The organism is Aeribacillus sp. FSL K6-8394 (genome assembly GCF_038008865.1).
Taxonomy (GTDB): domain Bacteria; phylum Bacillota; class Bacilli; order Bacillales; family Aeribacillaceae; genus Aeribacillus; species Aeribacillus composti.
On sequence record NZ_JBBPAA010000001.1, the window covers coordinates 598,265 to 621,484 of the forward strand.

21 protein-coding genes, 2 pseudogenes and 1 riboswitch are annotated in these 23,220 nt (G+C 39.9%); of the genes and pseudogenes, 11 read left to right on the forward strand and 12 right to left on the reverse strand.

Annotation, left to right across the window (positions count from 1 at the left end):
* Positions 1-351 precede the first annotated feature (351 nt).
* From NSR00_RS02725 to NSR00_RS02735, 3 genes are all read left to right on the forward strand, one after another.
* Positions 352-1,866, forward strand: a complete 1,515-nt coding sequence (locus tag NSR00_RS02725; RefSeq protein ID WP_340786816.1) for a cobyric acid synthase — start codon at positions 352-354, stop codon at positions 1,864-1,866.
* A gap of 115 nt (positions 1,867-1,981) precedes the next feature.
* Positions 1,982-2,278 (forward strand): 4a-hydroxytetrahydrobiopterin dehydratase, encoded by a 297-nt coding sequence (locus tag NSR00_RS02730; protein WP_311067203.1) that lies wholly within the window; start codon positions 1,982-1,984, stop codon positions 2,276-2,278.
* A gap of 427 nt (positions 2,279-2,705) precedes the next feature.
* Positions 2,706-2,891, forward strand: a complete 186-nt coding sequence (locus NSR00_RS02735) for a helix-turn-helix domain-containing protein (RefSeq protein WP_063388251.1) — start codon at positions 2,706-2,708, stop codon at positions 2,889-2,891.
* Between the two features lie 271 nt (positions 2,892-3,162).
* Here the strand turns inward: NSR00_RS02735 and ade are convergent, their stop codons facing one another.
* The 4 genes from ade to NSR00_RS02755 form a co-directional block, all read right to left on the reverse strand.
* The gene (ade, locus tag NSR00_RS02740) at positions 3,163-4,905 is read right to left on the reverse strand and encodes an adenine deaminase (protein ID WP_340786821.1); all 1,743 of its coding nucleotides are present in this window, start codon (positions 4,903-4,905) and stop codon (positions 3,163-3,165) included.
* Positions 4,906-4,954: 49 nt separating this feature from the next.
* Positions 4,955-5,056, reverse strand: a riboswitch (purine riboswitch).
* Positions 5,057-5,184: 128 nt separating this feature from the next.
* Positions 5,185-5,724 carry a chromate transporter gene (locus tag NSR00_RS02745; protein ID WP_094245607.1) on the reverse strand — a complete coding sequence of 180 codons (540 nt, stop codon included), beginning with the start codon at positions 5,722-5,724 and terminating at the stop codon, positions 5,185-5,187.
* On the reverse strand, positions 5,721-6,287 hold the full coding sequence (locus NSR00_RS02750; RefSeq protein WP_063388248.1) for a chromate transporter: 567 nt from the start codon (positions 6,285-6,287) through the stop codon (positions 5,721-5,723). Before NSR00_RS02750 ends, NSR00_RS02745 begins: the two co-directional genes overlap by 4 nt.
* An 18-nt stretch (positions 6,288-6,305) precedes the next feature.
* Positions 6,306-6,782, reverse strand: coding sequence for an Lrp/AsnC family transcriptional regulator (locus tag NSR00_RS02755; RefSeq protein ID WP_063388247.1), 477 nt, complete (start codon positions 6,780-6,782; stop codon positions 6,306-6,308).
* A gap of 220 nt (positions 6,783-7,002) precedes the next feature.
* Here NSR00_RS02755 and NSR00_RS02760 point away from each other — a divergent pair, with 220 nt between their 5' ends.
* The 4 genes from NSR00_RS02760 to NSR00_RS02775 all read left to right on the forward strand — a co-directional run bounded on the left by NSR00_RS02760 (position 7,003) and on the right by NSR00_RS02775 (position 11,939).
* On the forward strand, positions 7,003-8,238 hold the full coding sequence (locus NSR00_RS02760; protein ID WP_327848204.1) for an MFS transporter: 1,236 nt from the start codon (positions 7,003-7,005) through the stop codon (positions 8,236-8,238).
* The gene (gene ggt, locus NSR00_RS02765) at positions 8,235-9,815 is read left to right on the forward strand and encodes a gamma-glutamyltransferase (protein ID WP_340786825.1); all 1,581 of its coding nucleotides are present in this window, start codon (positions 8,235-8,237) and stop codon (positions 9,813-9,815) included. The genes NSR00_RS02760 and ggt overlap by 4 nt, the downstream gene beginning before the upstream one ends.
* A 531-nt stretch (positions 9,816-10,346) precedes the next feature.
* On the forward strand, positions 10,347-10,493 hold the full coding sequence (locus NSR00_RS02770) for a hypothetical protein (protein WP_327863550.1): 147 nt from the start codon (positions 10,347-10,349) through the stop codon (positions 10,491-10,493).
* Positions 10,494-11,135: 642 nt separating this feature from the next.
* The gene (locus NSR00_RS02775; RefSeq protein ID WP_340786830.1) at positions 11,136-11,939 is read left to right on the forward strand and encodes a DNA-methyltransferase; all 804 of its coding nucleotides are present in this window, start codon (positions 11,136-11,138) and stop codon (positions 11,937-11,939) included.
* A gap of 89 nt (positions 11,940-12,028) precedes the next feature.
* Here NSR00_RS02775 and NSR00_RS02780 read toward each other — a convergent pair whose 3' ends face one another.
* From NSR00_RS02780 to NSR00_RS02800, 5 genes are read right to left on the reverse strand one after another with little or no spacing between them, the layout of a single operon-like run.
* Positions 12,029-13,255 (reverse strand): ABC transporter permease, encoded by a 1,227-nt coding sequence (locus NSR00_RS02780; RefSeq protein WP_340786833.1) that lies wholly within the window; start codon positions 13,253-13,255, stop codon positions 12,029-12,031.
* Positions 13,248-14,183: an ABC transporter ATP-binding protein gene (locus NSR00_RS02785; RefSeq protein WP_327873956.1), complete on the reverse strand. Its 936-nt coding sequence runs from the start codon at positions 14,181-14,183 to the stop codon at positions 13,248-13,250. The genes NSR00_RS02780 and NSR00_RS02785 overlap by 8 nt, the downstream gene beginning before the upstream one ends.
* 2 nt (positions 14,184-14,185) lie before the next feature.
* Entirely contained in the window at positions 14,186-15,061 is an 876-nt protein-coding gene (locus tag NSR00_RS02790) for an ABC transporter ATP-binding protein (protein WP_340786837.1), read from the reverse strand.
* Positions 15,061-15,459, reverse strand: coding sequence for a GntR family transcriptional regulator (locus NSR00_RS02795; protein WP_094245615.1), 399 nt, complete (start codon positions 15,457-15,459; stop codon positions 15,061-15,063). The genes NSR00_RS02790 and NSR00_RS02795 overlap by 1 nt, the downstream gene beginning before the upstream one ends.
* 15 nt (positions 15,460-15,474) lie before the next feature.
* Positions 15,475-16,200: a hypothetical protein gene (locus tag NSR00_RS02800; protein WP_340786841.1), complete on the reverse strand. Its 726-nt coding sequence runs from the start codon at positions 16,198-16,200 to the stop codon at positions 15,475-15,477.
* A gap of 393 nt (positions 16,201-16,593) precedes the next feature.
* On the opposite strand from NSR00_RS02800, the gene NSR00_RS02805 reads away from it, so the two are divergent.
* Positions 16,594-17,505, forward strand: coding sequence for an IS4 family transposase (locus tag NSR00_RS02805; RefSeq protein ID WP_340786843.1), 912 nt, complete (start codon positions 16,594-16,596; stop codon positions 17,503-17,505).
* Positions 17,406-17,621, forward strand: a pseudogene (locus tag NSR00_RS02810) (transposase); the annotation flags it as partial. The gene NSR00_RS02805 and the pseudogene NSR00_RS02810, both read left to right, overlap by 100 nt.
* A 139-nt stretch (positions 17,622-17,760) precedes the next feature.
* Here the strand turns inward: NSR00_RS02810 and NSR00_RS02815 are convergent.
* Entirely contained in the window at positions 17,761-17,988 is a 228-nt protein-coding gene (locus NSR00_RS02815; protein WP_211278792.1) for a hypothetical protein, read from the reverse strand.
* A 12-nt stretch (positions 17,989-18,000) separates the two neighbouring features.
* Positions 18,001-19,287: an IS4 family transposase gene (locus tag NSR00_RS02820; RefSeq protein ID WP_340786844.1), complete on the reverse strand. Its 1,287-nt coding sequence runs from the start codon at positions 19,285-19,287 to the stop codon at positions 18,001-18,003.
* Positions 19,288-20,013: 726 nt separating this feature from the next.
* Between NSR00_RS02820 and NSR00_RS02825 the strand changes: the two genes are divergently transcribed.
* Both NSR00_RS02825 and NSR00_RS02830 read left to right on the forward strand, forming a co-directional pair.
* Positions 20,014-20,958, forward strand: a complete 945-nt coding sequence (locus NSR00_RS02825) for a glycosyl hydrolase family 18 protein (protein WP_340789120.1) — start codon at positions 20,014-20,016, stop codon at positions 20,956-20,958.
* A 400-nt stretch (positions 20,959-21,358) separates the two neighbouring features.
* A complete protein-coding gene (locus tag NSR00_RS02830) occupies positions 21,359-22,231 on the forward strand; it encodes an AraC family transcriptional regulator (RefSeq protein WP_340786847.1) in 873 nt (290 codons plus the stop codon).
* 148 nt (positions 22,232-22,379) lie between these two features.
* On the opposite strand, the pseudogene NSR00_RS02835 reads toward NSR00_RS02830, so the two are convergent.
* Positions 22,380-23,051, reverse strand: a pseudogene (locus NSR00_RS02835) (IS3 family transposase); the annotation flags it as partial.
* Positions 23,052-23,220 lie beyond the last annotated feature (169 nt).

Sequence of the window (23,220 nt, forward strand, 5' to 3'; positions counted from 1 at the left end):
ATCCAACCAAAAAGTTACCGTGTGAAAATGTTGGAAAAGAATCATCATTGTTGGAACGGCAAGCAATGTCGGGAAATTGGCATCATGTGGGTGAGTTAAAAATGTGCGACAAAAAAGCAAGCAAGAGACCGACTTTCCCGTGGAATGTACGTGATGATTCGTCAAAGATCTGCTGTCAAAAATTTGCCTGAATTGATCGGCGTGATCAATGAAAAAAAAGCCACCGTGTTTTTTTCGAAGATAAATGATTTACATGCAGTCCTGATTTATTAGCCCGCCTTTTCATACGGCGGTGCTTCATACTCGGAATTTGCGAAACAATTGTGAATGGTTGTGAGAGGAGAAAAACAGATGAATAAAGCATTGCCCATCATGATTCAAGGTACGCATTCCGATGCGGGAAAAAGCGTGATTGCGACAGGTTTTTGCCGAATTTTTGCGCAGGACGGGTATCGGACGGCACCGTTTAAATCACAAAATATGTCACTCAATTCGTATATTACCGTTGACGGCAAGGAAATCGGCCGCGCCCAAGGAGTGCAGGCGGAGGCGGCAAGAACGGTCGCAACGGCGGATATGAACCCGATTTTGATCAAGCCTGTGAGCGATCACACTTCACAAATTGTTGTGAACGGTAAGCCGTATCAAAATTATAAGGCAGCAGCGTATCGGCAGGAGTTTTTTGAACTTGGTTTGCAGGTGATTAAAGAAGCGTATCATCATTTGGCAAGTACATATGAGCGAATCGTTATAGAAGGAGCGGGGAGCCCTGCGGAAATTAACTTAAATGATCGCGAGCTTGTCAATATGCGCATTGCCCGTTTAACAAACGCTCCTGTCATTCTTGTCGGCGACATTGACAGAGGCGGTGTATTTGCGAGTTTAGTAGGAACATTGCAGCTGCTTGAGCCTGAAGATCGCGATCGCGTAATTGGGGTAGTGATTAACAAGTTTCGCGGGGATATTTCCTTGCTGGAGCCGGGACTTCGCTGGTTTGAAGAGTATACGGGCAAACCGGTTTTAGGGGTCGTACCATATATTTCTAATTTAAACATTGAGGCGGAAGACGCCGTCATATTAGATACGTTTCCACGTACAAATGAGAAAACTAGCGAGATTGATATTGCTGTTATTCATGTTCCTCACATTTCGAACTTTACCGATGTTGACCCGTTTCTATATGAAAAGGATTGCCATGTTCGCTATGTAAAGGAGGCAAATGAACTCAGAGAACCGGATGTTGTCATTTTGCCGGGAACGAAAAATACAATTGAGGACTTATTGCTTTTGCGAAAATCCGGCTTTGTGGATGCGATAGAAAAGCTTTATCGTGCGAAAAAATCAGTCATTGTCGGCATATGCGGCGGTTATCAAATGCTCGGAAGGGAGATTTCAGACCCACATCACGTAGAAACAACGATAGGGAGCGCAAACGGATTCGGATTTTTCCCGATTCGCACCGCTATGATGAAAGAGAAAAGGACGACTCTTACAACAGGGATGGCCCACTTGGCTGATTGTAATGTGCCGGTGGAAGGCTATGAAATTCATATGGGAACAACTTCTTATGAAGGGGACGTATCGCCATTTATTACGACCGAAGAAGGAGTTGACGGCTGCATAAGCCAAGACAGCCTCCTAATTGGAACGTATTTTCATGGCATATTTCATAACGATGAGTTTCGAACGGCATTTTTGAATTTGATAAGGAAAAGAAAAGGTCTTCCGGCGATTTATGAGCGGCCATCAATGAAAAACATTCGTGAAGAAGCCTTTGACCGGCTTGCCGATTGTCTCCGGAAGCATGTAGACATCGAGTGTATTTATCGGGAAATGGAACGGTTTCAAAGCAAATCTTTTTTCTAAGAAAATAAACGGAAATCTGATATGTTTGTTCGCCTCTTTACATTCATATGGCAATCTTTTTTGCACTGTGATTTTAGCTGTCTGTTTTTTTATAAAAATCCGGGAGGAAACGGTCATGCGGTTAACAGATGAAGAAGTGCAATCTCTTTTACAAGAGATGGAAGATTGGAAGCTTCTTGAAGAGCGATGGATTGCAAGAAAGTACCTCTTTCAAGATGATTTGCAAGAAATCGAATTCGTGCGGAAAATTTCGGACATTTCTGAAGAAGTAAACCATCATCCCTTCATTTCTATTGACTATAAGTTCATCACGGTAAAAATTTCGTCTCAGAGAGCGAAAGGACTCACAAAGCTTGATTTCGAACTGGCGAAAAAATATGATGAAGCTTATGAAAAAATAAAAGCAGGGTAAGAACGGAAAAAAGTGGATTATATGTGAAGCAGATGACGTGAAGAAAGCCGCATTTTCCGCCGCACCATAAGTTACGATATAAGGGACTTCTTTCCTCTTGAGAAGGAGAGCGGTTTTCAAAAAAATGATGCGATTTAAAAGGCATCCTGTTTTTCTCGAATAGATGGGCAGCTGAAATGATGCGGAGTTGCAAGAAGCGTGTATATGGTCTTTTTGGGGAAAATCTGCATTTATGGATAAAAAAAATGACGAAATTTTGCACACACAAAGCAGGCGACAAGGATGTTAGTTGATGTTGGTGAAGGAAAACTTTTAAGTGATCGGATCATGTCATAGCACCATTCAAAATATCAATTGACAATGTTGAAGGAAAACAACCTGCCGAATTTAATCGTATGACCATGGCCGAAGCGCTGCAAAAATCCTTTTGATTTACCGCGAAGCTTCGAAAGAATTATTTATACACCGCAGCACACTTGAATATCGCATTGAACGTGTTGAAGAAATACTCAATGTTGATTTAAATCATGCAGATATGCGCTTTGAGCTCATGATGGCATACAAGCTGTATAATTTGTTTGATTTTGACCGGAGCGAGCTGGCAAAAAGGTGAATTCTATTGATCGAGCAAAGGATTTTGGAACGGGATAAAGTCCGGCGGAAAAAACGGTTAAGCTATCGGCCAAGCGTGTAAAAAAACATCTCCTGCGAATTTATGAATGAATCATTTCTGACACGTATTGGAAAGCTTTAGCAGGCTTAAAGAATTTAAACTCTAAGCGAAAAAAGGCAAATGAAACTCCGGCAGATGAGCCAATCTCCCTTGCCGGAGTTTTCTTTTTTTATGTGTTTTGCAGCCCATACAATCATTTTTTACACGATATTTAAACGCCGTGCTCGGCTGCAACTTCTATGTGCTGAAACGTTGTGACGTCAAATAATCCTAAATCTGTAATTTTAAGCTCTGGAATGACAGGCAAACTTAAAAAAGAGAGCGTGAGGAAGAGATTGAAATGCCGATGTTTGCTCACTTTGTGCAAGCTGCTGTTCAATTCATCGAGTTGATGGGCGACGATTGGATATGCTTGATCTGACATCAATCCGCCGATCACAAGCGGCAAAGAGGCGAGCGTTTTTCCATCATTCACAACTACTAGCCCACCGCCGATTCTCTTTATCTCTTGAATGGAGCAGATCATATCCTCATCGTTTGTGCCGGCAACGATCACATTATGGGAATCGTGGGCGACGGTTGTGGCGACTGCACCGCCGATTAAGCCTAATCCTTTTACAATGGCAAGGCCAATGTTTCCAGTATTTTTATGGCGTTCGAGTACAGCCAGTTTTGCCAAATCTTTTTCAATGGAAGGGATGAAGCAAACACCGTCGCTCGGAACTTCCATCATTCTTTTAACCGTTTCAATTTGATTCGGAATAATTTCTATTACATGCGCTTTTTGATTATTTTTTACGTGAATGGCCAACCGTTCTTTTGTAACCTCGTTTATGTTTAGATTGACAGAATTTCTTGATAAAACGGAAGGTTTTGGTTGATCTATAGATCCTATATATTGACCGTTTTCCGCTATCACTTTTCCGGCTTTCAAAACTTTTTCAATCGTAAAAGCTTTGAAGTTATCTACTATGACAAGATCTGCTCTATATCCAGGTGCGATCGCTCCTTTTTGCGATAGTCCGAAACATTGGGCGGCATTAATCGTTGCCATTTGAATTGCGATGAGAGGATCAAGTCCGTGTTCGACGGCAAGACGAATATTGTAGTCAATGCTTCCCTCGGCAATTAAGTCGTCTAAATGTTTGTCATCCGTACAAAATAGGCAGCGGTGGCTATTTTTTTCATTGACCACGCCGATTAGTTCTGGCAAATTTTTTGCAGCAGATCCTTGACGGATCATGACGTACATTCCGCGAGCAAGGCGGTCTTTTGCTTGCTCTTTTGTCACACATTCATGATCTGTTTGAATGCCGGCCGCTCTGTAAACATTGACTCCTTCAATGCCAAGACCTGCGCCGTGTCCGTCGATCTTATATGCTGATGCCGCTAAAAGCTTGTCAATGATGCGGTCATCTAAATTTTGAACACCTGGGAAATCCATCACTTCCGCAAGCCCGAGCACCCGAGGATGCTTGTAAAAAGGTGCAAGTTCATCATCATTTAACACAGCGCCGGCATTTTCAAACGAAGTCGCCGGAACGCAGGAAGGCAGCATGCAATACACATCTAAATCTAAGCCTTCTGAATCCTCCAGCATAAAAGAAATGCCTCGCGTTCCTTCGACATTGGCAATTTCATGTGGATCTATAATAACGGTTGTCACACCGTGGGGCAGAACTGCTTTGGAGAACTCCTTCGGTGTCACCATCGAAGATTCAATATGGACATGAGAGTCGATGAAACCTGGAACGATGAATTTATTCTCGGCATCAATGATGTTTACCCCATCATATTCTCCGATTCCAGCAATCACTCCGTCCGCAATGGCGATGTCTCCATGCAAAATTTCTAAATTGAAAACATCGGCAATTTTTCCGTTTTTAATCACAATGTCTGCCGGAATTTGTTTGCTAGCCACTTGGATTCTTTTCTTTAACATGTTTTTGTCCATTCTCACTTTTCCCTTCTGTAGTAAACTCGCGCGTTGAGTTTGACAGGGAGAGTTGTGTATCGTCTCTCGTAGTCAAACTATTTACGGTAGTTTGGTAGAAACGTTTGGACCGTATTTCCAAACTTATACGAGAAAATCATTCGTATTTTTAAAAAGAGATTATACGACTCTAATTGAAACAAAGCAAGATAGTTGGCGCATTTCTTGACAGAAAAATTTTCTCAGGTATTGCGAAAAGCTGAGAATCACAGTTTCTCTGGTGCTCCAAACAGACCGGTTTTAAAAATTGGGCAGAACAACTCCTCCATAAACAAAGGAAATCATAATGAGAATGGCAGGGTGAACCTTCCATTTTTCTAAGGCAAAGAACGATACAGCAGCAATGATGAGCGATTGGATAATTCCGAGCGAATGGACAGAGTCTTCTATCATTTCCCAAGTTAAAAGCAGCATCATGACCGCAATAACAGGCTGTACAAGCAAGGTCATTCCTTTCACAACTAAAGATTCCCGGTGGCGTTGAATCAGTTTTAACAACAGAATCAAAGCGAAAGCTGACGGAAATACAGTCGCAAACAAGGCGATGAAAGCCCCCCACCATCCGTACACATCATAACCGACATAGGCGGCGATCTTCGTCGCAATAGGGCCCGGCAAAGAATTTCCCAGTGCGAGCATATTGGAAAATTCTGCATTTGTCAGCCATTTGTAATGATTGACAATCTCCTCATACATAAGCGGAATGGAAGCGGGTCCTCCTCCATAACCGAGTATGTTGGCCAAAAAGAAACCGATGAATAAGCTGATCCAGATTTTCATGCAGACATCTCCTTACTTCTGCTCTTCCGTTTTAAATGGAAAGCTCCATATGTTAAAAACATTAGAATTACAATAGCTGGATGAATCGAAATCACTTGCAGTAGGCAAAACGAAACAATCATCAGCAGGACGCCAAGCCATTTTCCCAATCCTTTCACGGCCTTTGCGGAAAATTCGTAAGCCAACTGCCCAAGCATGGCGGCGATCACCGGCATAACAGCAGAAATCATACCGTGTATAACAGGTGAATCGCTTAAAGCTGTGACCATTTTGAATAATAGAATCATGGCCAAACATGTAGGCAAAATATGAGCTGCTACGCAAATAAAAGCGCCTAATGCCCCTTTTTGTTTATATCCTAAGTAAGCGGCCATTTTTGTCGCGATCGGACCGGGCAGGGTATTGGCAATCGCCAATATTTCTGCAAATTCTTCATCTTTTACCCAACGGTATCTGGAAACTGCTTCATAACGGAACAGCGGTATGACGGAAGGACCGCCTCCGAATCCAAAAATTCCGGTTCTCAGCATAGCCATGATAAGACTTTTATAAGAAGTTTGCATATTTCTCCCCCTCATCCTTTATAATTTCATTCCCATGCGGCTCTTGTATCGTTTAATGAGAATTTGACAGTCAACGCTGACGACACCGCGCATCGGATACAATTTTTTTGTTAAAAAATTTTCCATTTCTTGATTATTTTTAAAGATTCCATGCATATGGAGCTTGCTTGGTCCAGTCATATGGTACAAGCTTGTAACGGCATGCTCCTCCGCCAATTGTTCTGCCACTTCCTCTAAATATTGCGGTTCCACTTCAACGTTGAAAAAGGCGGAAACATGAATGCCGATTTTCGTCGGATTGATAACCGTCGTAAATTTCTCGATAATTCCTTTTTCAATTAAGTTGTTTATTCTCGCCTGAACGGCAACTCGCGACAAACCGATTTCTTTTCCGAGATCGGTATACGATATCCGGCTGTTTTCATGCAGCTTCTCTAAAATTTGTTTATCAATGTGGTCTATGTCTAAATTCGGAATGTTGTATTCGAATGCCATTCATACCACCCTTTATTTCGTTATGTAGTTAATTTTCTAATTATAATTTCCTTTAGTATACAAAATATGTTTTATGATTTCTATAAAAAAATGAAAATATTTATTTGTTTACGAAACGAAAAAAACTTTGTTAAAAAAATTTACAAATTCAAGGAACTTTCCTCAGCAGCTTTCTATAATGAAATCAAATTTTTTAAAAAAGTTGAGAGGGGTGAAGAAAATGAAACGCACACATCCAGCCATCGCTATTTTCTTGTTTTTTCTAGGATGGGTATTTATGTATGCGGATCGAAATATTTTGTCGCCAGTGATGGGAGAAATAGGAGAGCAGTGGAATTTAAACAATAGTCAATTAGGTTTGATGTCCACTGTATTTTTTATTGCCTATTCGATCATGCAAATTCCAACAGGATTTTTGGCTGATCGGTTTGGAAGAGTGAAAGTTTTAGTAATTGGTTATATATTATTTGGCATTACCACTTTTTTGAGTGGATTGGCATCTTCATTTGCATTGTTTTTGCTGATGCGCGCTTTAACAGGTATTGGAGAAGGCACTTATTACGGTTCGCAATACGGAATTTCTTCCAACATTACCCCTAAAAAATACAGAGGGATCGTTTCTGCAGTGATCAATAGCGGAATGGCTTTCGGCATTTCTCTTGGTTTTATTGCTGCTAGCTATTTCACATATACCTTAAACAAAGGATGGCAATTTTCATTTTATCTATTTGCCATTCCAACTATTATTGTTGCCATTTTGATAGGAATATGTGTACGAGATCAATCCAGCCATGAAAAAAAACAAGAAGTTCCTCATATGAAAGATAGCCAAAACTTAAAACGGTTGTTTACAAAAAATCATCTTTTCGTTTACATTCTCATCTTCTGCTCTTTATATGGATTCTTCGGAATGCTTACTTGGTTGCCTTATTATTTGCAGACGGTAAAAGGGGTAGAAGGCTCGCAAACAGGGATCATATCTTCTTTAGTGCCTTGGGCTTCGATTCCGGGGGCTATTTTCTTTGGATATGTTTCAGATAAAGTAAAAAATAAAAAGCCGCTGATCATCTTTTTAGCTTTTGCTGGAGCTGTTTGCCAATTTGTCATCCCTTATGCGGAAAATTATTCTTTGCTGCTAGCAGGATTAGTTTTTTACGGACTGCTAGGAAAATTGGCGCTCGATCCCGTATTAATATCTTATATGGCTGAAATTACACCGTCATCCATGTACTCCAAAGTGTATGGTTTTTTCAATTTCAGCGGAATGCTTTCTTCCATTTTTGCCCCTTATATTACAGGCTATTTTGCCGATATAACCGGCAAGCTTGAAATCGGCTTTTATTTGTCAGGTGTTTTGCTAATCATCGGCGCTGTTTTATTTCTATTTACGGAAGGTTCAAATCGCATGACCCATTTCGTTCAATACTACAAACCGGGGGAGGAACAAGTAAAATGAGCCAATCAATGATCGGAACGAAAAGTATGGTTGTCAGTCCGCATTATTTAGCATCGGCAGCCGGTTGCCGCATACTGCAAAAAGGGGGCAACGCCTTCGATGCAGCGGTAGCGGCCAGCGCCTGCTTAGCGGTCGTTTATCCGCACATGACAGGGATCGGAGGAGACTCTTTTTGGCTGTTTTACAGCAAAAAGGATCAAGCAGTTCGTGCGTATAACGGCAGCGGCCGGTCAGGCTATAACGCCACGCCTGAAAAATACGAAGGTTTACCCGCCATTCCGTATCGAGGCATTCCAAGTGTTATCACCGTGCCGGGAATGGTTGACAGTTGGGATGCCATCATAAAAGAATACGGAAGACTTTCATTGGCGGAGGTTTTAGAGCCTGCTATCGAATATGCGGAAAATGGATTCCCTTTTTCAAAGGATCAATATGTCAACACGCAAAAAAATGTTCAAATTCTGCGAGAATTTCCGGAAACATCATCGATTTTCCTGCCTCATCATCGAATTCCGAGCATAAATGAAAAATTTATTCAGAAGCAATTGGCGGATACATTGAAAGAGTTAGCGAACAAAGGAAGAGATCATTTTTACAAAGGCAGTTTAACAAAACGCATTGTATCAAGCCTTCGAGAAAAAGGCGGGATTTTAATAGAGGATGATTTTGCGGATCATCACGGAGATTGGGTCGAACCGCTGAGCGGAACTTACCGCGGTTATACCATGTATCAGGTTCCGCCCAATTCACAAGGCTTTGCCGGGCTAATGGCGCTAAATATTTTAGAAAACTTTGATTTTAAAACGATTCCGCACGGTTCTTTTCAGTATTATCACCTTTTGACAGAATCATTGAAAAAAAGCTTTCAAGACCGAAACAAAGTATTGACAGATCCCGAATTCTACCAGATTCCGCTTGATAAATTGTTAAGCAAAACATATGCGAAAAAGCTGGCCGAATCGATCAGTCTGACAAATGCAAGCGAAGTGAAGACTCAGCCTGTCGGAAACGACACTGCCCATGCGGCTGTCGTGGATGAAGAGGGGAATGCGGTTTCCTTTATACAAAGTCTTTATTTTGAATTCGGTTCATGTGTTGTTGCTGGTGACACAGGGATTTTAATGCAAAACAGAGGATCGTTCTTTTCTCTTGATCGTTCGCATGTCAATTGCTTGGCGCCGAGAAAAAGAACGTTCCACACGCTGATGCCTGCAATGGCTTTTAAAGATGGAAAGCCGTATATTTTATACGGAACACAAGGAGGAGAAGGACAGCCGCAAACACAAACAGCTATCATTACAAGAATGATTGATTATCGAATGAGCCCTGCAGAAGCAATATATGAGCCAAGGTTTGTGTGGGGAAGAACGTGGGGAGAAGAGACGGAAGAATTGAAGATGGAAGGCCGCATCTCAAAAGAAGTGATCGAATCGATGATCAAAGCTGGCCATCTTGTGAAAGTTGTTGAACCTATTGATAAAATAATGGGTCATGCCAACGCCATATTAATTGATGAACAAAGCTTTTTACACGGCGGGGTTGATCCAAGAGGAGACGGTGCGGCAATCGGTTGGTAACGACGAATTCATAAAAAGCGGGGATTTATGCTATCCGTTGTTTCATATTTAAATATATTGGAGAAGGGTTTACGGAAAGTATCCAGCTAGGGCAAAGCCTGCAGAATTCATTATTGGAATTCTACAGGCTTTTATCATTTGAAGAGGCTCTCACATCGGTATATTCAACCCTGGAAATAAATTAGGAGAAGTTACAGCCAAAAGAAAGGTTTTAGTAGAAATATATAGCGAAAACACCAACGATTGCAACAAGCTGTTTCGCGGACTAAATCTTTCATCAAACCTCCTTAACAAAACTTACGTTGATTTCCAGCTGCTGCTTTTCGTCAAAAACAAACAGCAAAATGAAATTTTATATTCCGCAATACTGGTCCATATAATTGCTACCAAATAGCCAAAAATGCCATGATGACCATTTTAAGCTCCTTCACCATCTACACAGGCAATCATATTAGAACATTTTTTATGTATTTTTTACTTATCAAATTTGTATTTGATTATTTACAAGTAATAATAAGGGGTATAACTAATATGATAAAAAGAAAATTTTTAACAGCGCTCATTACGTTTGTTATTTCTACTTTTATCATAGCGATTTTATTTCCGCCAGAAGCATTTTTTTCTGACCAACAAACAGGATCTTCTTTTCACGATCTTCTCATGATATCTCATCTGTAAGCGTAGGGCTGTTCTTTTATGGACTACCCATATCGATAGCAATTGATTTCATGACCAAAAGGTTTTTCGCATTTGCTCTACATATAATCTTCGGAATATTGCCTGCTATCATATTATGGTTTTTTGCAGTTTTTTCTTTAGCTATTTCCGTTATTTTTTTTCTTCGTTGACGAAGTCATTAAATATGGAATAAATAGGGGCTTAATGGTTGAATCCTCATGAAACAGAATGAAACACCGGGAAAGTTATTCTTCAGTTTAGGACTGTAACCAATTGAGCAACATACATCTGAAAGTGAGTGCTGAAAATGTTTCAAAATAACAAAAAAACCGGAGAGCTTTGGAGTGCATGATAAATACCTTGGCTGTAGGTTGGAAAACTTTGATTGGACGAGCAAACTGGACAGAGATCAAGAAGGAAATAACGTCCCCAGAGGATTATGCGGAGAAGGTCATAAGCATAATCAGATAATCTGCACGCGATAACGCCCAAATACGAAAATTAAAATAAATAGGCAAGACAACAATCCACTGAAAGTCGCTGCGCCAAATGCTAGATACGAGCTAAATCGGTTGAGAATATACGTTCTTCTATAGTATGATAAAATAGTTATCTCGTTTATTTTTAAAAGGGTGTTTGGATATGGACACAGAAACTGCATCTGTGAGAACGTTTAAATATGGAAACAATCTCGAAGTAAAAATTGAACTAAATGATTGTATATCCTTTTTAAAGTCTTTAAAAGATGAAAGCATCGACTTGATTGTAACAGACCCTGCTTATTCTGGAATGAATAACAAGCTGAAGCTCGGGAAGGGCAGAATCGTCGGTGAATATAAGCAAAAGGGAACGGAAAATGGGAAATGGTTTGCGGAATTTGAAGACAGTGAAGAAAACTATCATCTCTTTTTACAAGAGTGCAAGAGGGTGCTGAAAAAAGATACAGGGCACATTTACATCATGTTTGATTCTTTTTCTTTATTAAGCTTAGGGCATTTAATGAGAGAGTACTTTGACGTAAAAAACATCATCACTTGGGATAAAATCAATATGGGAATGGGGCATTATTTTAGAAGAAGGCACGAATATATTATTTTTGCTACGAACGGAAACAACCGCAAAATTAGAAACCGGTCTTTTCCGGATGTATGGCGGTTTAAACGAATTCACCATTCGAAATATCCGACGCAAAAACCGGTTGAGCTGTTCCAAGCGATGATTTATGCAAGTGCCGAAGAGGGATTTACGGTTTGCGACCCGTTTTTAGGGAGCGGATCGTCAGCTATTGCAGCCATAAAAAACAACTGCCGCTTTTTAGGATGCGATATCGCAAGCAATGCTTTTACAGCCAATGTAGAAAGAATTCATCACTATCTTAAAACAAAAGAAGACATCTATCAGCCCAAGCCTTGCCGTATCGAAGGCGAACCGGTATTTTGGGAATAAAGATCGATCATAACTACGCAGCTTGCAAATGTTATTCATCTTCACCAAACCATAAAAAAATCGGCGTTTAGCCGATTTTTTTATTTTGATCATTGTCTGATCCAAGTCCATATTTCTTTTGGCGTGGCATTTTTTCCGTACATTAAGATGCCGACTTTAAATATTTTTCCAGCTAGTTTCATAAAGATCCAAACACTTATTATTAAGATTGCAAGTGATATGACAATTTCCGCCCATGGCCATTCCTCTAATATCGACAAACGAAGAATCAAAACAGCGGGTGATGTGAATGGAAGATAGGTGCCGATTTGCGCCCATAGCCCGCTTGGATCTGTCAGCACAGGTCCGACAAAAACAAATGACAAAAATGGCAGCAGGATAACTAATCCTTGAAAGTTGCCGGCGGTATATATATCTGCCATTGTGGCGCCGATGCCGACAAAAATTGACGAAAACAGCAAGTAGCCTAAAAGGGCAATCCCGATGAAAAGAAAAAGATGAGGAACGAACAAATAGTGAAATATCGGAACATCAATTTTCCATAAAACGATTGGAATGATAAAAATGAAAAATACAACAACTTGTAACATTCCTAATAGGAAATAACCAATAATTTTACCTTGCATGAGGTCTTTTGGCGTGACCGATGAAAGAATGATTTCCGCAATTTTATCTTTCTTTTCCTGCGAGGCGCTTTGAAAAATCATCATGCCGCTAAAAACAATGGATAGTAAAATGATGCTGGCAAAGGCCCCTGGTACAATGCGTTCTAAAATTTTTTCCGTTTCTCCTCCTCCGCCTTCAGTTTTTGAGATTTCACTAACGGTCGATTGTTCAAAGACGATTCCTTTCGAAATGGCTGCTAATTGATTTTTCGATAAACCAAGCTGCTCCAGCTGCAAAGCTTTTAACGGCTCTGCCAGCAGCTGAATTTGATTGGTAAACATCGGGCTAATCACATCGCTTGTGTAAACAGGGATAACGCCATCCGTTAATGACTGTTCACCGATAAACAAATAGGCTGTATTCTCTCTATTTTTTAGCAAATCTTCTATCTTATCTTCCTCAATGCCAGTTTTCTGAAGCTTGAATGGAAGGTTGTGAAGCTGCACTGCTTCCTGCAAGGCTGGCAAAATATTCAGCTTATCATTGACATAAACAGTTGTTACACTTGGATCCTCATCTGAATTGGCAAGATTTCCGAGCAGGAAAAAAGCTAAAAAGAGAATAGGCGTTATAAACAAGCTGATGATAAATGATTTGTTTTTTAAATTCCGCTTTATTTCCCATTTTGCTATTTTTATAGTATTACTCATAATTTTCACCAGCTTCCTGTAATAAATTTTGATCTGTGGCAACATCAATAAAGATTTCATGCAGGGAAATGCGGTCAAGCGATAATTCTTGAATTATCATATATTCCGGAAGGTTTTTTAACCATTTGGCAGGTTGAATGTCTTTTGTTAAATAAAGAGTTGATACATCTTCATTTTGTTCTATTCGTTGAACACCAGAAATTTGTTCTAGTACGGCGCGGTCATTTTTTCCGCGGATGACACATTTGAAATTCGCATATGTTTTCTTTACTTCCTCTATCGATCCATAAACCACCTTGCGGCCGCGATGGATCATAAATAATCTGTCACACATCTCTTCTACTATATTCATTTGATGGGAAGATAGAAGAATCGCTGTGCCGTTATTAGCTAAGCTTCTTATTTCTTTTTTAAATAACTCCTGGCTCACAGGGTCTAATCCGGAAAACGGTTCGTCTAAGATGAGTAGTTCAGGCTCATGCAGGATCGAAGCGATAAACTGTACTTTTTGTCCCATTCCTTTTGATAGTTCATCAATTGATGACTGTTCTTTTCCTTCTAAGCCAAATTTTTTTAAATAGACTTTAGCCCGCTCTTTTGCTTTTTTTAATGGGTAGCTTTTTAAATCTGCTAAATAAAGGAGAATATCCATTACTTTGACATTTTTATATAAACCGCGTTCTTCCGGCAAATAGCCAATTTTATGGCGCGGGATCATATTTTTTTGGCTATTGTGGAATGTAATGCTTCCTTCATCTGGATACATAATCCCCATAATGTTGCGGATGATCGTTGATTTTCCAGCCCCGTTCGGTCCTAATACCGCCATAATTTCCCCTTTTTTCACTTCAAACGATATATTTTGGATAATCGGCTGATGTTTGAATGATTTTCCTAATTTTTCGACTGTTAAAACCGTTTCGTTCATATTTATGTTCCTTTCTGATAAATTGGTTGATTGAGCATAATCGTGATAATCTCTTCCAACTCTAATGATTCTGCTTTGATCCAATCGTATTGATGCTCTATTAAATACTGTTCTGTATTTTCTTGTTGTTGAGTGATGACAATTTGCTTTCCTTTTCTTCCAACTTCACCCGGTATCGGTTTATTTGGCAGAGGGCGCTGCAAAAAGTAACGTTTATATCTGCTGGCTAATTCTTCTTTTTCAAATTTTCCAAGCAATTGCCCGTTTTTCAGTACAATTAGATAATCAGCAAGCTTTCGAATATCATCTGTTTGATGGCTGGCAATGATCATCAGCTTTTCGCTTCTTTCCATCCATTCTACGAGAATATCCATCAGCATTTGTTTTGAAGGGATATCCATATGAGCGGTTGGTTCATCAAGAATCAAAATGTCGGTATCGCAGGCTAAAGTTAAGGCGATGCTTAATTTCTTTTGAACACCTTGTGATAAATTTCGATATAGCTTTCTTAAAGGGATATCGAACATTTGTACAAGCTGGTCGAAATATTTCTGATCCCATGTTGAATACCAATGGGAAGTGAGCTTCATCAATTCCAATCCGGTAAAGGAATTGCATCCAATCAATGTCTGCGGCAGGTACGAGATGTGCTGCTTCCAGCTTTCATCACGATTTTGTATTGATTGACCAAATAAGCGGATCTCCCCCTCATCTTTTTTCACAAGATTCATCAGCATTTTCATTAATGTACTTTTACCAGCTCCGTTTTTCCCAATGAGTGCATGAATCGTTCCAGGCTCAAACGAAAGATCAATTGGCCCTAATTGAAAATCATCGATCGTTTTTCTTAACTGCATGATTTCTAACCAAGGCTGCATTAAGAACCCTCCTTTTCTCGCAATTCAACCATTACTTGTTGAAAGATTTGCTCAATCTCTGCAAATGTATAGTCATGGCGGAGCGCCGTTTGTACCGCGGTTTGAATAGCTTTGTACACCGTTTCTGTCTTTACTTTTTCTTTCTTAGCATCGTCTATGTCAGCTACAAACGTTCCTTTCCCTTGTGTTGTCTGGATAAACCCTTCATATTCAAGATTTTGGTAGGCGCGTCTAGTCGTAATCACACTAATTTCAAGGTCTTTTGAAAGGGCACGGATCGAAGGCAGCGGCGAACCAGCAGGAAGCTGACCGCTTGCAATCAGCGCTTTAATTTGTTCTTCCAATTGATAATAAATAGGCTCCGGAGAATCTTTTGCAATCTGAATAGGAAGCTCCATTCAACTTCCTCCTTCTTAAAATAAATAATCCATTTTTTCAATTTTTTTGGACATATATTTTTGCGAGTAGAGCACGCCTATAGCAGCGAAAAGAACTGACGCAATAATACTTACTAGAGGCCATTTTTCCGCCATGAGCATCGTCAAAGGCACAAAGCCGTTTCCATATAAAACGTTAAATATCGTAAAGAAAAAAATGAGACCAAAGAATAAAGCGAATATATAAAGGACAAACCTCACCATTGAAAGCCGGTAGCCGACATCACTAGCTGGAAACGAAGCTCCTAAATGAATGCCAATACCAATCCAAATCATGATAAATGCGAAATATTCCTTTAAGTCCAACGCGGCTCTAAGATCAGGGGAAAACGAATAAGTAAGAATGGATACCCCTAAATAGTAAGGAACGGCAAAGGCGAAAAAAATGATAAATCTGCTTTTAATGAGCACATCCTTTTGAATCGGCAGCTGGCTAAGTGTAATAAAAAAAGGAGATGCCCAAAAGTCGCCGCCTATTTTTTGATGATTAAATTCTTTCGGTTTGATCCATGCAGTTCCAAAACCAAATACCATAAAGAAAAAAATATCTAGCATAACGGTGCTTCTTTCCATATTTTTCGGAATGACAGTGGCGAAAAACATCGAAAACATGATGGCCATCAAGGCAAGCAATACAAATCCCAATTTCAATTTTTTTAATTCAAACTTTGCAAGCCAAAGCGCTTCCTTCCAAACGTTCATATTGATCTCCTCCAAGTGAACTGTTTTACTGTGTATATCTATATACACACTATATAATATTTTGTTAAATTTGACCAGTCTTTTTTGAAAAAATGTCAGTAGCGTTGCATAAAAAAATTTAATGTTTGTCAAGCTCAATAAAAATTCCAGTTATTTCATGTGACTGAATATTCAGACATACAATCTTTCTAAGCAAGCTTAAAAGGACAATGACGTCTTAATCGGCAGTCCATTTCCACAATTTGGTAATATATTACAGAAACATTGGATCATAAACTAAATCGTCTAGGTGTTCCACCTCATAGCCATCAAGTTAAGAATTTGATCTTTTTTCAGCGCCAAAAACATGGTATCCTTTCTAACGAAAATCATCGGTGGAAAGGATTTTTTTTGATGGCAAAAAAGATGAAGGCATGGATAAAAACGATTCGTCAACTCTTCTCCTATGAAGAACTGACCCGTCTGGCACGGAAAGTCGGATTCATTCAGCGGCAGCGTTCATTAACAGCGGAAGCCTTTCTGACGCTATGTGCTTGGGGAGACGGATCGCTCGCCTGTCAGTCGCTTCAGCGGTTGTGTGCCGATTTGGCGCTCTGGCATGATTGCTCTCTCTCGAATGAAGGACTGAATCAGCGGTTTACGCCTCGTGCCGTGGCGTTTTTAAAAGAGGTCTTTTTTACTCTCCTGATGCATCAACGTCCGGCACTCTCTTCCATCACCGAAACGTATCGCGCTTGTTTCACCCGTCTGCGGATCTTAGACTCTACCAGTTTTTTACTTCCGACCGACTATGGTGAGGACTATCAAGGTTCGGTTTCATCTGGCGCCAAAATCCAATTTGAGTATGAGCTGTTATCGGGAACCTGTCTTCAGCTGTGCGTCCAACAGGCCAATGATTCCGATGCCCGTTTTGCTTATCATACCCAGCACACGATTTTACCGAATGACCTTTGCATTCGGGATCTGGGGTTTTTTTCACTCGCCACGCTGGCGGAGATCGATGCTCGAGGTGCTTATTATATTACCCGGTTGCGTTCCGATATCAAAGTCTATATCAAGCAGGACGGGGAGTGGCACGAATGGGATTGGGAATCGATAGGAAATCGATTGGGCGAGGGGGAAGCCGTGGAAGTGGAACACGTGTATATCGGACACCAACGCCTGTATGTTCCGCGTCTGATTTTTCGCCGTCTCACGGCGGAAGAATGGGAAAAACGGCTGGCGTACGTGCGGAAAAAGGAAAAAAGAAAGGGAAGGCGCTGTCACGCCAAACCCTTGAACAAAAGAAATATCACATCTTACTGACCAATTTACCACAAGAATCGTTTGATGCGCAACAAGTTTATGAGCTGTATTCGCTGCGCTGGCAAGTGGAGCTGTTATTTAAGGGCTGGAAATCCTTATTTGATCTTGACCGTGTCAAAAAGATGAAGAAGGAACGATTCGAATGCCACTTATATGGGACATTGATTGCCATTTTAGTCACGCAGACTCTTCTGTTCCAAGCCCGAAGGTATTGGCATCAACGGGAGGGAATCGAGATCAGTGAATGGAAAGCGCTTAATATCCTCCAATCGTATTGGCATCGGTTTCTTTTGCATCCCCAAGCGATGGAAACCGCCCTTCCATCTCTCCTGTCTCTGTTAAGGAAACACGCGAGGAAAGACCGAAGGAAAGGAGAGGAAACGGTATCGGATCTTTTAAAGAAATTGGGGATATGGTAGTGTGGGTTATGGATATAAATGCCAAATAACCCTCTTCTTGAGGGTTATTTGGCATGCCCAGCATTTGGTTTTCTCTTCATCCTTTGATTGATTTTTCGAACATGCGTATCATCCTAAAAAATTTTATACCGCTAACTTGACGGGTATGGTGTTCCACCTCCCCTTCTTCAAATTGGTACACGATGGTTTCAAAATCTTTTTCCCAATGGTATTTTTTCCGACCGTTGGACGTTCGAATTGGCTTTTTAAAAAGGGAGCGAACAAAACAGTCAAAACCTTTAAAAAGCAGATTCTGTAAAGTTCGCTTGATCTCTAATAAAGGACCATCGTGATTCACTTTTAATTGGAGCATGGCCTGTAAGCAATAGGTGATTAGGGCGATCCAAATTTGATTGTAAACGGCATTTTGACTTTTTCCATAAAATCTTTTTATCTTAAGGTGCTGTTTCATCCATTTAAAGAAGGTCTCTATCTTCCAGCGATATCGGTATAAATCTGCAATCTCTTCCGCAGAAAGATCAAAGCAATTGGTTATGATGATCACGGGATTCCCTTCGCTGTCGACCGTTTCGATCAATCGGAGAGGATGAGTCATTTTGGTATGATTACGGTCATTTCCTAAAATGACCATCTGATCCCTATAAATCAAACGTTCTGGATTGGGAATCCGTTCCGATAAAACTTCAATCTCTGCGTTCTTTTTAAGCCGGGTAATGAATCGCACCCCTTCTCGGCATAAGCGGTCGAACTGTTTGTAATCGACATACCCTCGATCAAACAAGTAAATCGCATTTGGATCGATTTCAATGAGTTCGTCCATCTGTGTGCGATCGGCATGTTTCGCGGGTAAGATAATCCCTTGATTCGGAACAGTGATATCCTTCGTTACAACAACCTTTAAATGGAGTCGAACACCAGCCTTTGTCTTACGAAAAGTTGCCCATGGATATTGGCTCAAACTCATGCTCATCGTGGTAGAATCAATGACCAGAAGACGACCAATGTTTCGGATGATCGGGGCATTTTTCATTTGCCCTTGGATCTTTAAGACCAGATATTTAAATACTTTTTCAAACAGTTGAGGGGATAATTGGCCTAATTTGCGAGAAAGTTGCGAAGTACTAATTGCATCAAATTCCAGATATGTCTGCAACTCTTCCTTGTCTTTCAAATGTTTGGCCAATTTTGTTAAGCTTTCCAATTCATTTATCTGAGCGATGATACAAAGTTGTAAAAACTTATACACCGTTAATTTTTTAATGTATTTGTCAACGTCAATCACATTAATTAGTTTTGAAAAAGTTATTGGATCGATCTCTTTAAATAGTTCATTTATTGTGGATTCTGTGGTATTCTTATCCATAATGGTTTCTCCTTATTCTTAGGATTTGGATAGGACTGCCAATCCTAATTATAAGGAGTTTTTTTATATCCAAAAAGATGAAATTTAACATAAAATTGGGCTTGACAAATTAAAATTAACTTAATGCAATGCTACTGAAAAAATGTATGGATAGGCATCAACAACATTCGTTCTAAAAATTTTTAAGTAACTCCAAACGGTATGTAGAAGGACTGCAAAAAAATTGCAACTTCTGGAGCTCAGGATGTAAATAAAAAAATTCGAAGCAGCTGATGAAAAAAATGTACGGAAAAACACGCAGCAAAATGGAACTGTAAAAAAGGTCAACAGCAGATGAAAAATTCCTATGGAATTTTGCGACAGTCTTTTTTTAAATACTTTTTCCAGCGCATGTTTGCTGAATCTATGGACAGAAGTGAAAAACTCGGGAATATTCATCCTTTTGTTTAGGAAGTATAAGAAAAAACAAGAGGAGATGTTGTGATGAGAAAATTTGTCATTTTGCTCTGACTTTCGCTCGCTCTTTCTGGATGCGGAAATGGAAATGATAAAAAGCAGGGCGCTTCTTATGATCAACAGCAAGGAACGACAACTCAGAATGAAGGAGATAGCTCGCTCATTAGGATACAGCATAGCCAATCTCCAGCAAAACGAATCCAAAAGGTAAAGCCTGATCAGACGGCCCGCGACAAAAGACCTATTAACTCGATTGGATTTCTTGAGCCGATCACTCCGCAGCAATCCGTTTCTGACTTAAAAGGTGTCAGTCAGCATTTATCATATGTAGCTTTTTTCAGTTACCGAGTAAACGCCGATGGAAGTCTTGTTCCAATTGAAGACAGTGAAGCACTCGCAGCTGCTAAAAAATCCGGTGCGATTCCGATGATGGTCATCACCAATTTTACAGAAGGAAATTTTTCACCGGATATTGCTCATCGGATCTTTACAGATAAAACAGCCTCTAAAAGTTTGATCAATGGCGTTATTCAGACGATGAAAGCAAAAGGATATAAAGCTTTAAATATCGATTTTGAACATATCCGGGAAAAGGATCGTGAGCTGTATAACGGCTTTCTCGAAACGATTTTGCCGCAGGTTCGCAAAGCCGGCTTTACGGTTTCAACTGCATTGGCCCCAAAAACGAGTGATGAACAAAGAGGACCATGGCACGGAGCCCATGATTATAAGAGACATGGAGAGTTAGCAGATTTTGTTATTTTGATGACGTATGAATGGGGATGGTCCGGCGGTCCGCCAATGGCGGTGTCACCGATTCCGCAAGTTCGCAAAGTACTGGATTATGCCGTTTCCGTCATTCCGCGAAACAAAATTGTGATGGGCGCTCCTTTGTATGGGTACGATTGGACTTTACCATACAAAAAAGGCGGTAAATTTGCCAAACGAATCGCTCCGGCGGAAGCAGCAGACCTAGCGGCGAAAGAAGGAGTTGAAATTCAGTATGACAACGAGGCGCAGGCACCTTGGTTTCGCTACACCGATGATCAAAACAAAACACATGAGGTCTGGTTTGAAAATGAACAAAGCATGCAGGCAAAGTTTAATCTCGTAAAAGAATACGGACTGAATGGAGTGGCGTATTGGGTGCTTGGCGAGCCTTTCCCTCAAAATTGGACTTTGCTTGAAAAGGAGTTTATCATTCAAAGACACTAAGCGGAGAAAAATGGCATTAGCCCGCAACATTCTGAAAGAAGAAGGCGTCAACTGTTTGCAGATCAAAATCGAAGTCATACAAAATCAGTAGAGAAAAACAGCTCGTTTTTCTCTACTTGATTTATTTTAGGGACTTGTTCGGAAACCATTTATGAAAATTAAGCCGTTTTTTTGCTTATTTATGATAATGATCATTTCACCAAATACAAAACTAACATATTGCTTTCATTATTTACCTGATCTATTTCACTTGTTCCATCATAAAACCGTTTTTATTCATAAACTGAGCAGGTTGCGCAAAAATGCACATGATCATATCCCCACCCTGCATAATTGTGCACAAAATATCGGGTAGATCCATTCAGCTCCTGCTATTCTTGTAATCAAGGGAGGTCATATAATGGATTTGCTTAAGAACATGAACAGAGCCATACAGTATATTGAAGAAAACCTTACACATGATATTGACTTTAAAGAGGTGGCAAAAATCGCTTGCTGTTCCGAATATCATTTTAAAAGGATGTTTTCTTTTCTTGCAGGTATTACACTATCAGAATACATCCGCCGCAGACGCCTGACTCTTGCAGCATTTGAACTTAAAGATAGCAGCGTAAAGGTCATCGACATTGCGACAAAATACGGGTACAACTCACCAGATTCTTTTGCAAGAGCTTTTCAAAACTTGCATGGTATAACACCGTCAGAAGCCAGAAATCGTGGTCATTTATTGAAAGCTTATCCACGAATGACCTTCCAGTTAACAATTAAGGGAGGAAATGAAATGAACTATCGAATTGTAGAAAAAGAGGCATTTCGTATTGTTGGTATTAAAAAAAGAGTTCCGATCATTTTCAAAGGAATTAATCCGGAAATTGCCTCGATGTGGAAAAGCTTAGATGATGAAAAGATCAATAAACTTAAAAAACTTTCGAATGTCGAGCCTTTAGGCCTGATTCAAGCATCCACGAACTTTTCTGAAGGCAGAATGGAGGAAAAAGGGGAGCTTGATCACTATATTGGCGTAGCAACAACTAAGGAATGTCCAACTGAATTTACACAACTTGTAGTTCCTGCCTCAACATGGGCAGTATTCGAAGCAATCGGACCATTTCCTGATACACTGCAGGATGTATGGGGACGCATTTATTCTGAATGGTTTCCAACCTCAAACTATGAACAAATAGAAGGTCCAGAAATCTTATCAATCGGAAGCAAAGATTTAACTTCCCCGACTGTAAAATGTGAAATTTGGATTCCGGTACTGAAAAAGTAAAAAAAGCATTAGTTACCTCTTTTTGTGTAATTAATTCCTAATAATGATATATTAATTTTCAAGTGTTTATAGTTTAAAAAATAAGAAGGGGCTGTCTAATAATGAACTGCCCTCTGTCAAGTAGACAGTAGAAATAATAAAAATATACCTAAGCGGCTTTAGCTCTATATTTCATGGGGCTAAAGCCGTTTAATCTTTTTTGATACCTTTCATAATGATAAAAGCGGATGTACTCATCCATCGCAAGAGCTAATTCTTCAAATGTCTGATACTTATGTAAATAACACTTCTCGCATTTAAAGCGTTCCCAAAAAAGATTCCATTGGCCCATTATCAATACATCTGCCTACTCTTGACATACTTTGTGTCATCCCTGCTTGGTCTATCCTACGTTTAAAACCATGAGAGGTATATTGGAACCCACGGTCACTATGAATAAGTGGATGCTCTCCATTTAAAAGTGCGGTGGCCTGATCCAATGTTTTGAATACAAGATGATGATTGGAATGTCCTAAAACATAGCTCACAATTGATCCATCATATAGATCGAGAATAGCACTTAAATAGGATTTCTTTGATGAACCATATTTTAATTCTGTGACATCAGCTACCCATTTTTCATTTGGCTTTTCCGCTGTGAATTCACGATTCAATATATTTTCTGCAACATGCTGAGGGGTAGAACGCTTATAAGATTTCTTCTTTTTTTCGAATAACAGATTGTATACCGGCAACTTTCATCAATCTATAAATTCGTTCGTTTATGATTGAAGTTCTGACCAAGCTTTCGATTTATATTCAACGTCATTCGACGGTAACCTATAAGTGGTTAAAACGTTCGCCTTCCTCCCGAGAACTTCAGAATGAAGAAATCGTAAAAGAGATGAAAGTTCGTGAAATACCGAATCCAATAAAAGGAACTATATATTAAAGCAGGTTATATGCAACAAAAGATCGAATAGTTAATAACGGTATCCTATTTTATTAAG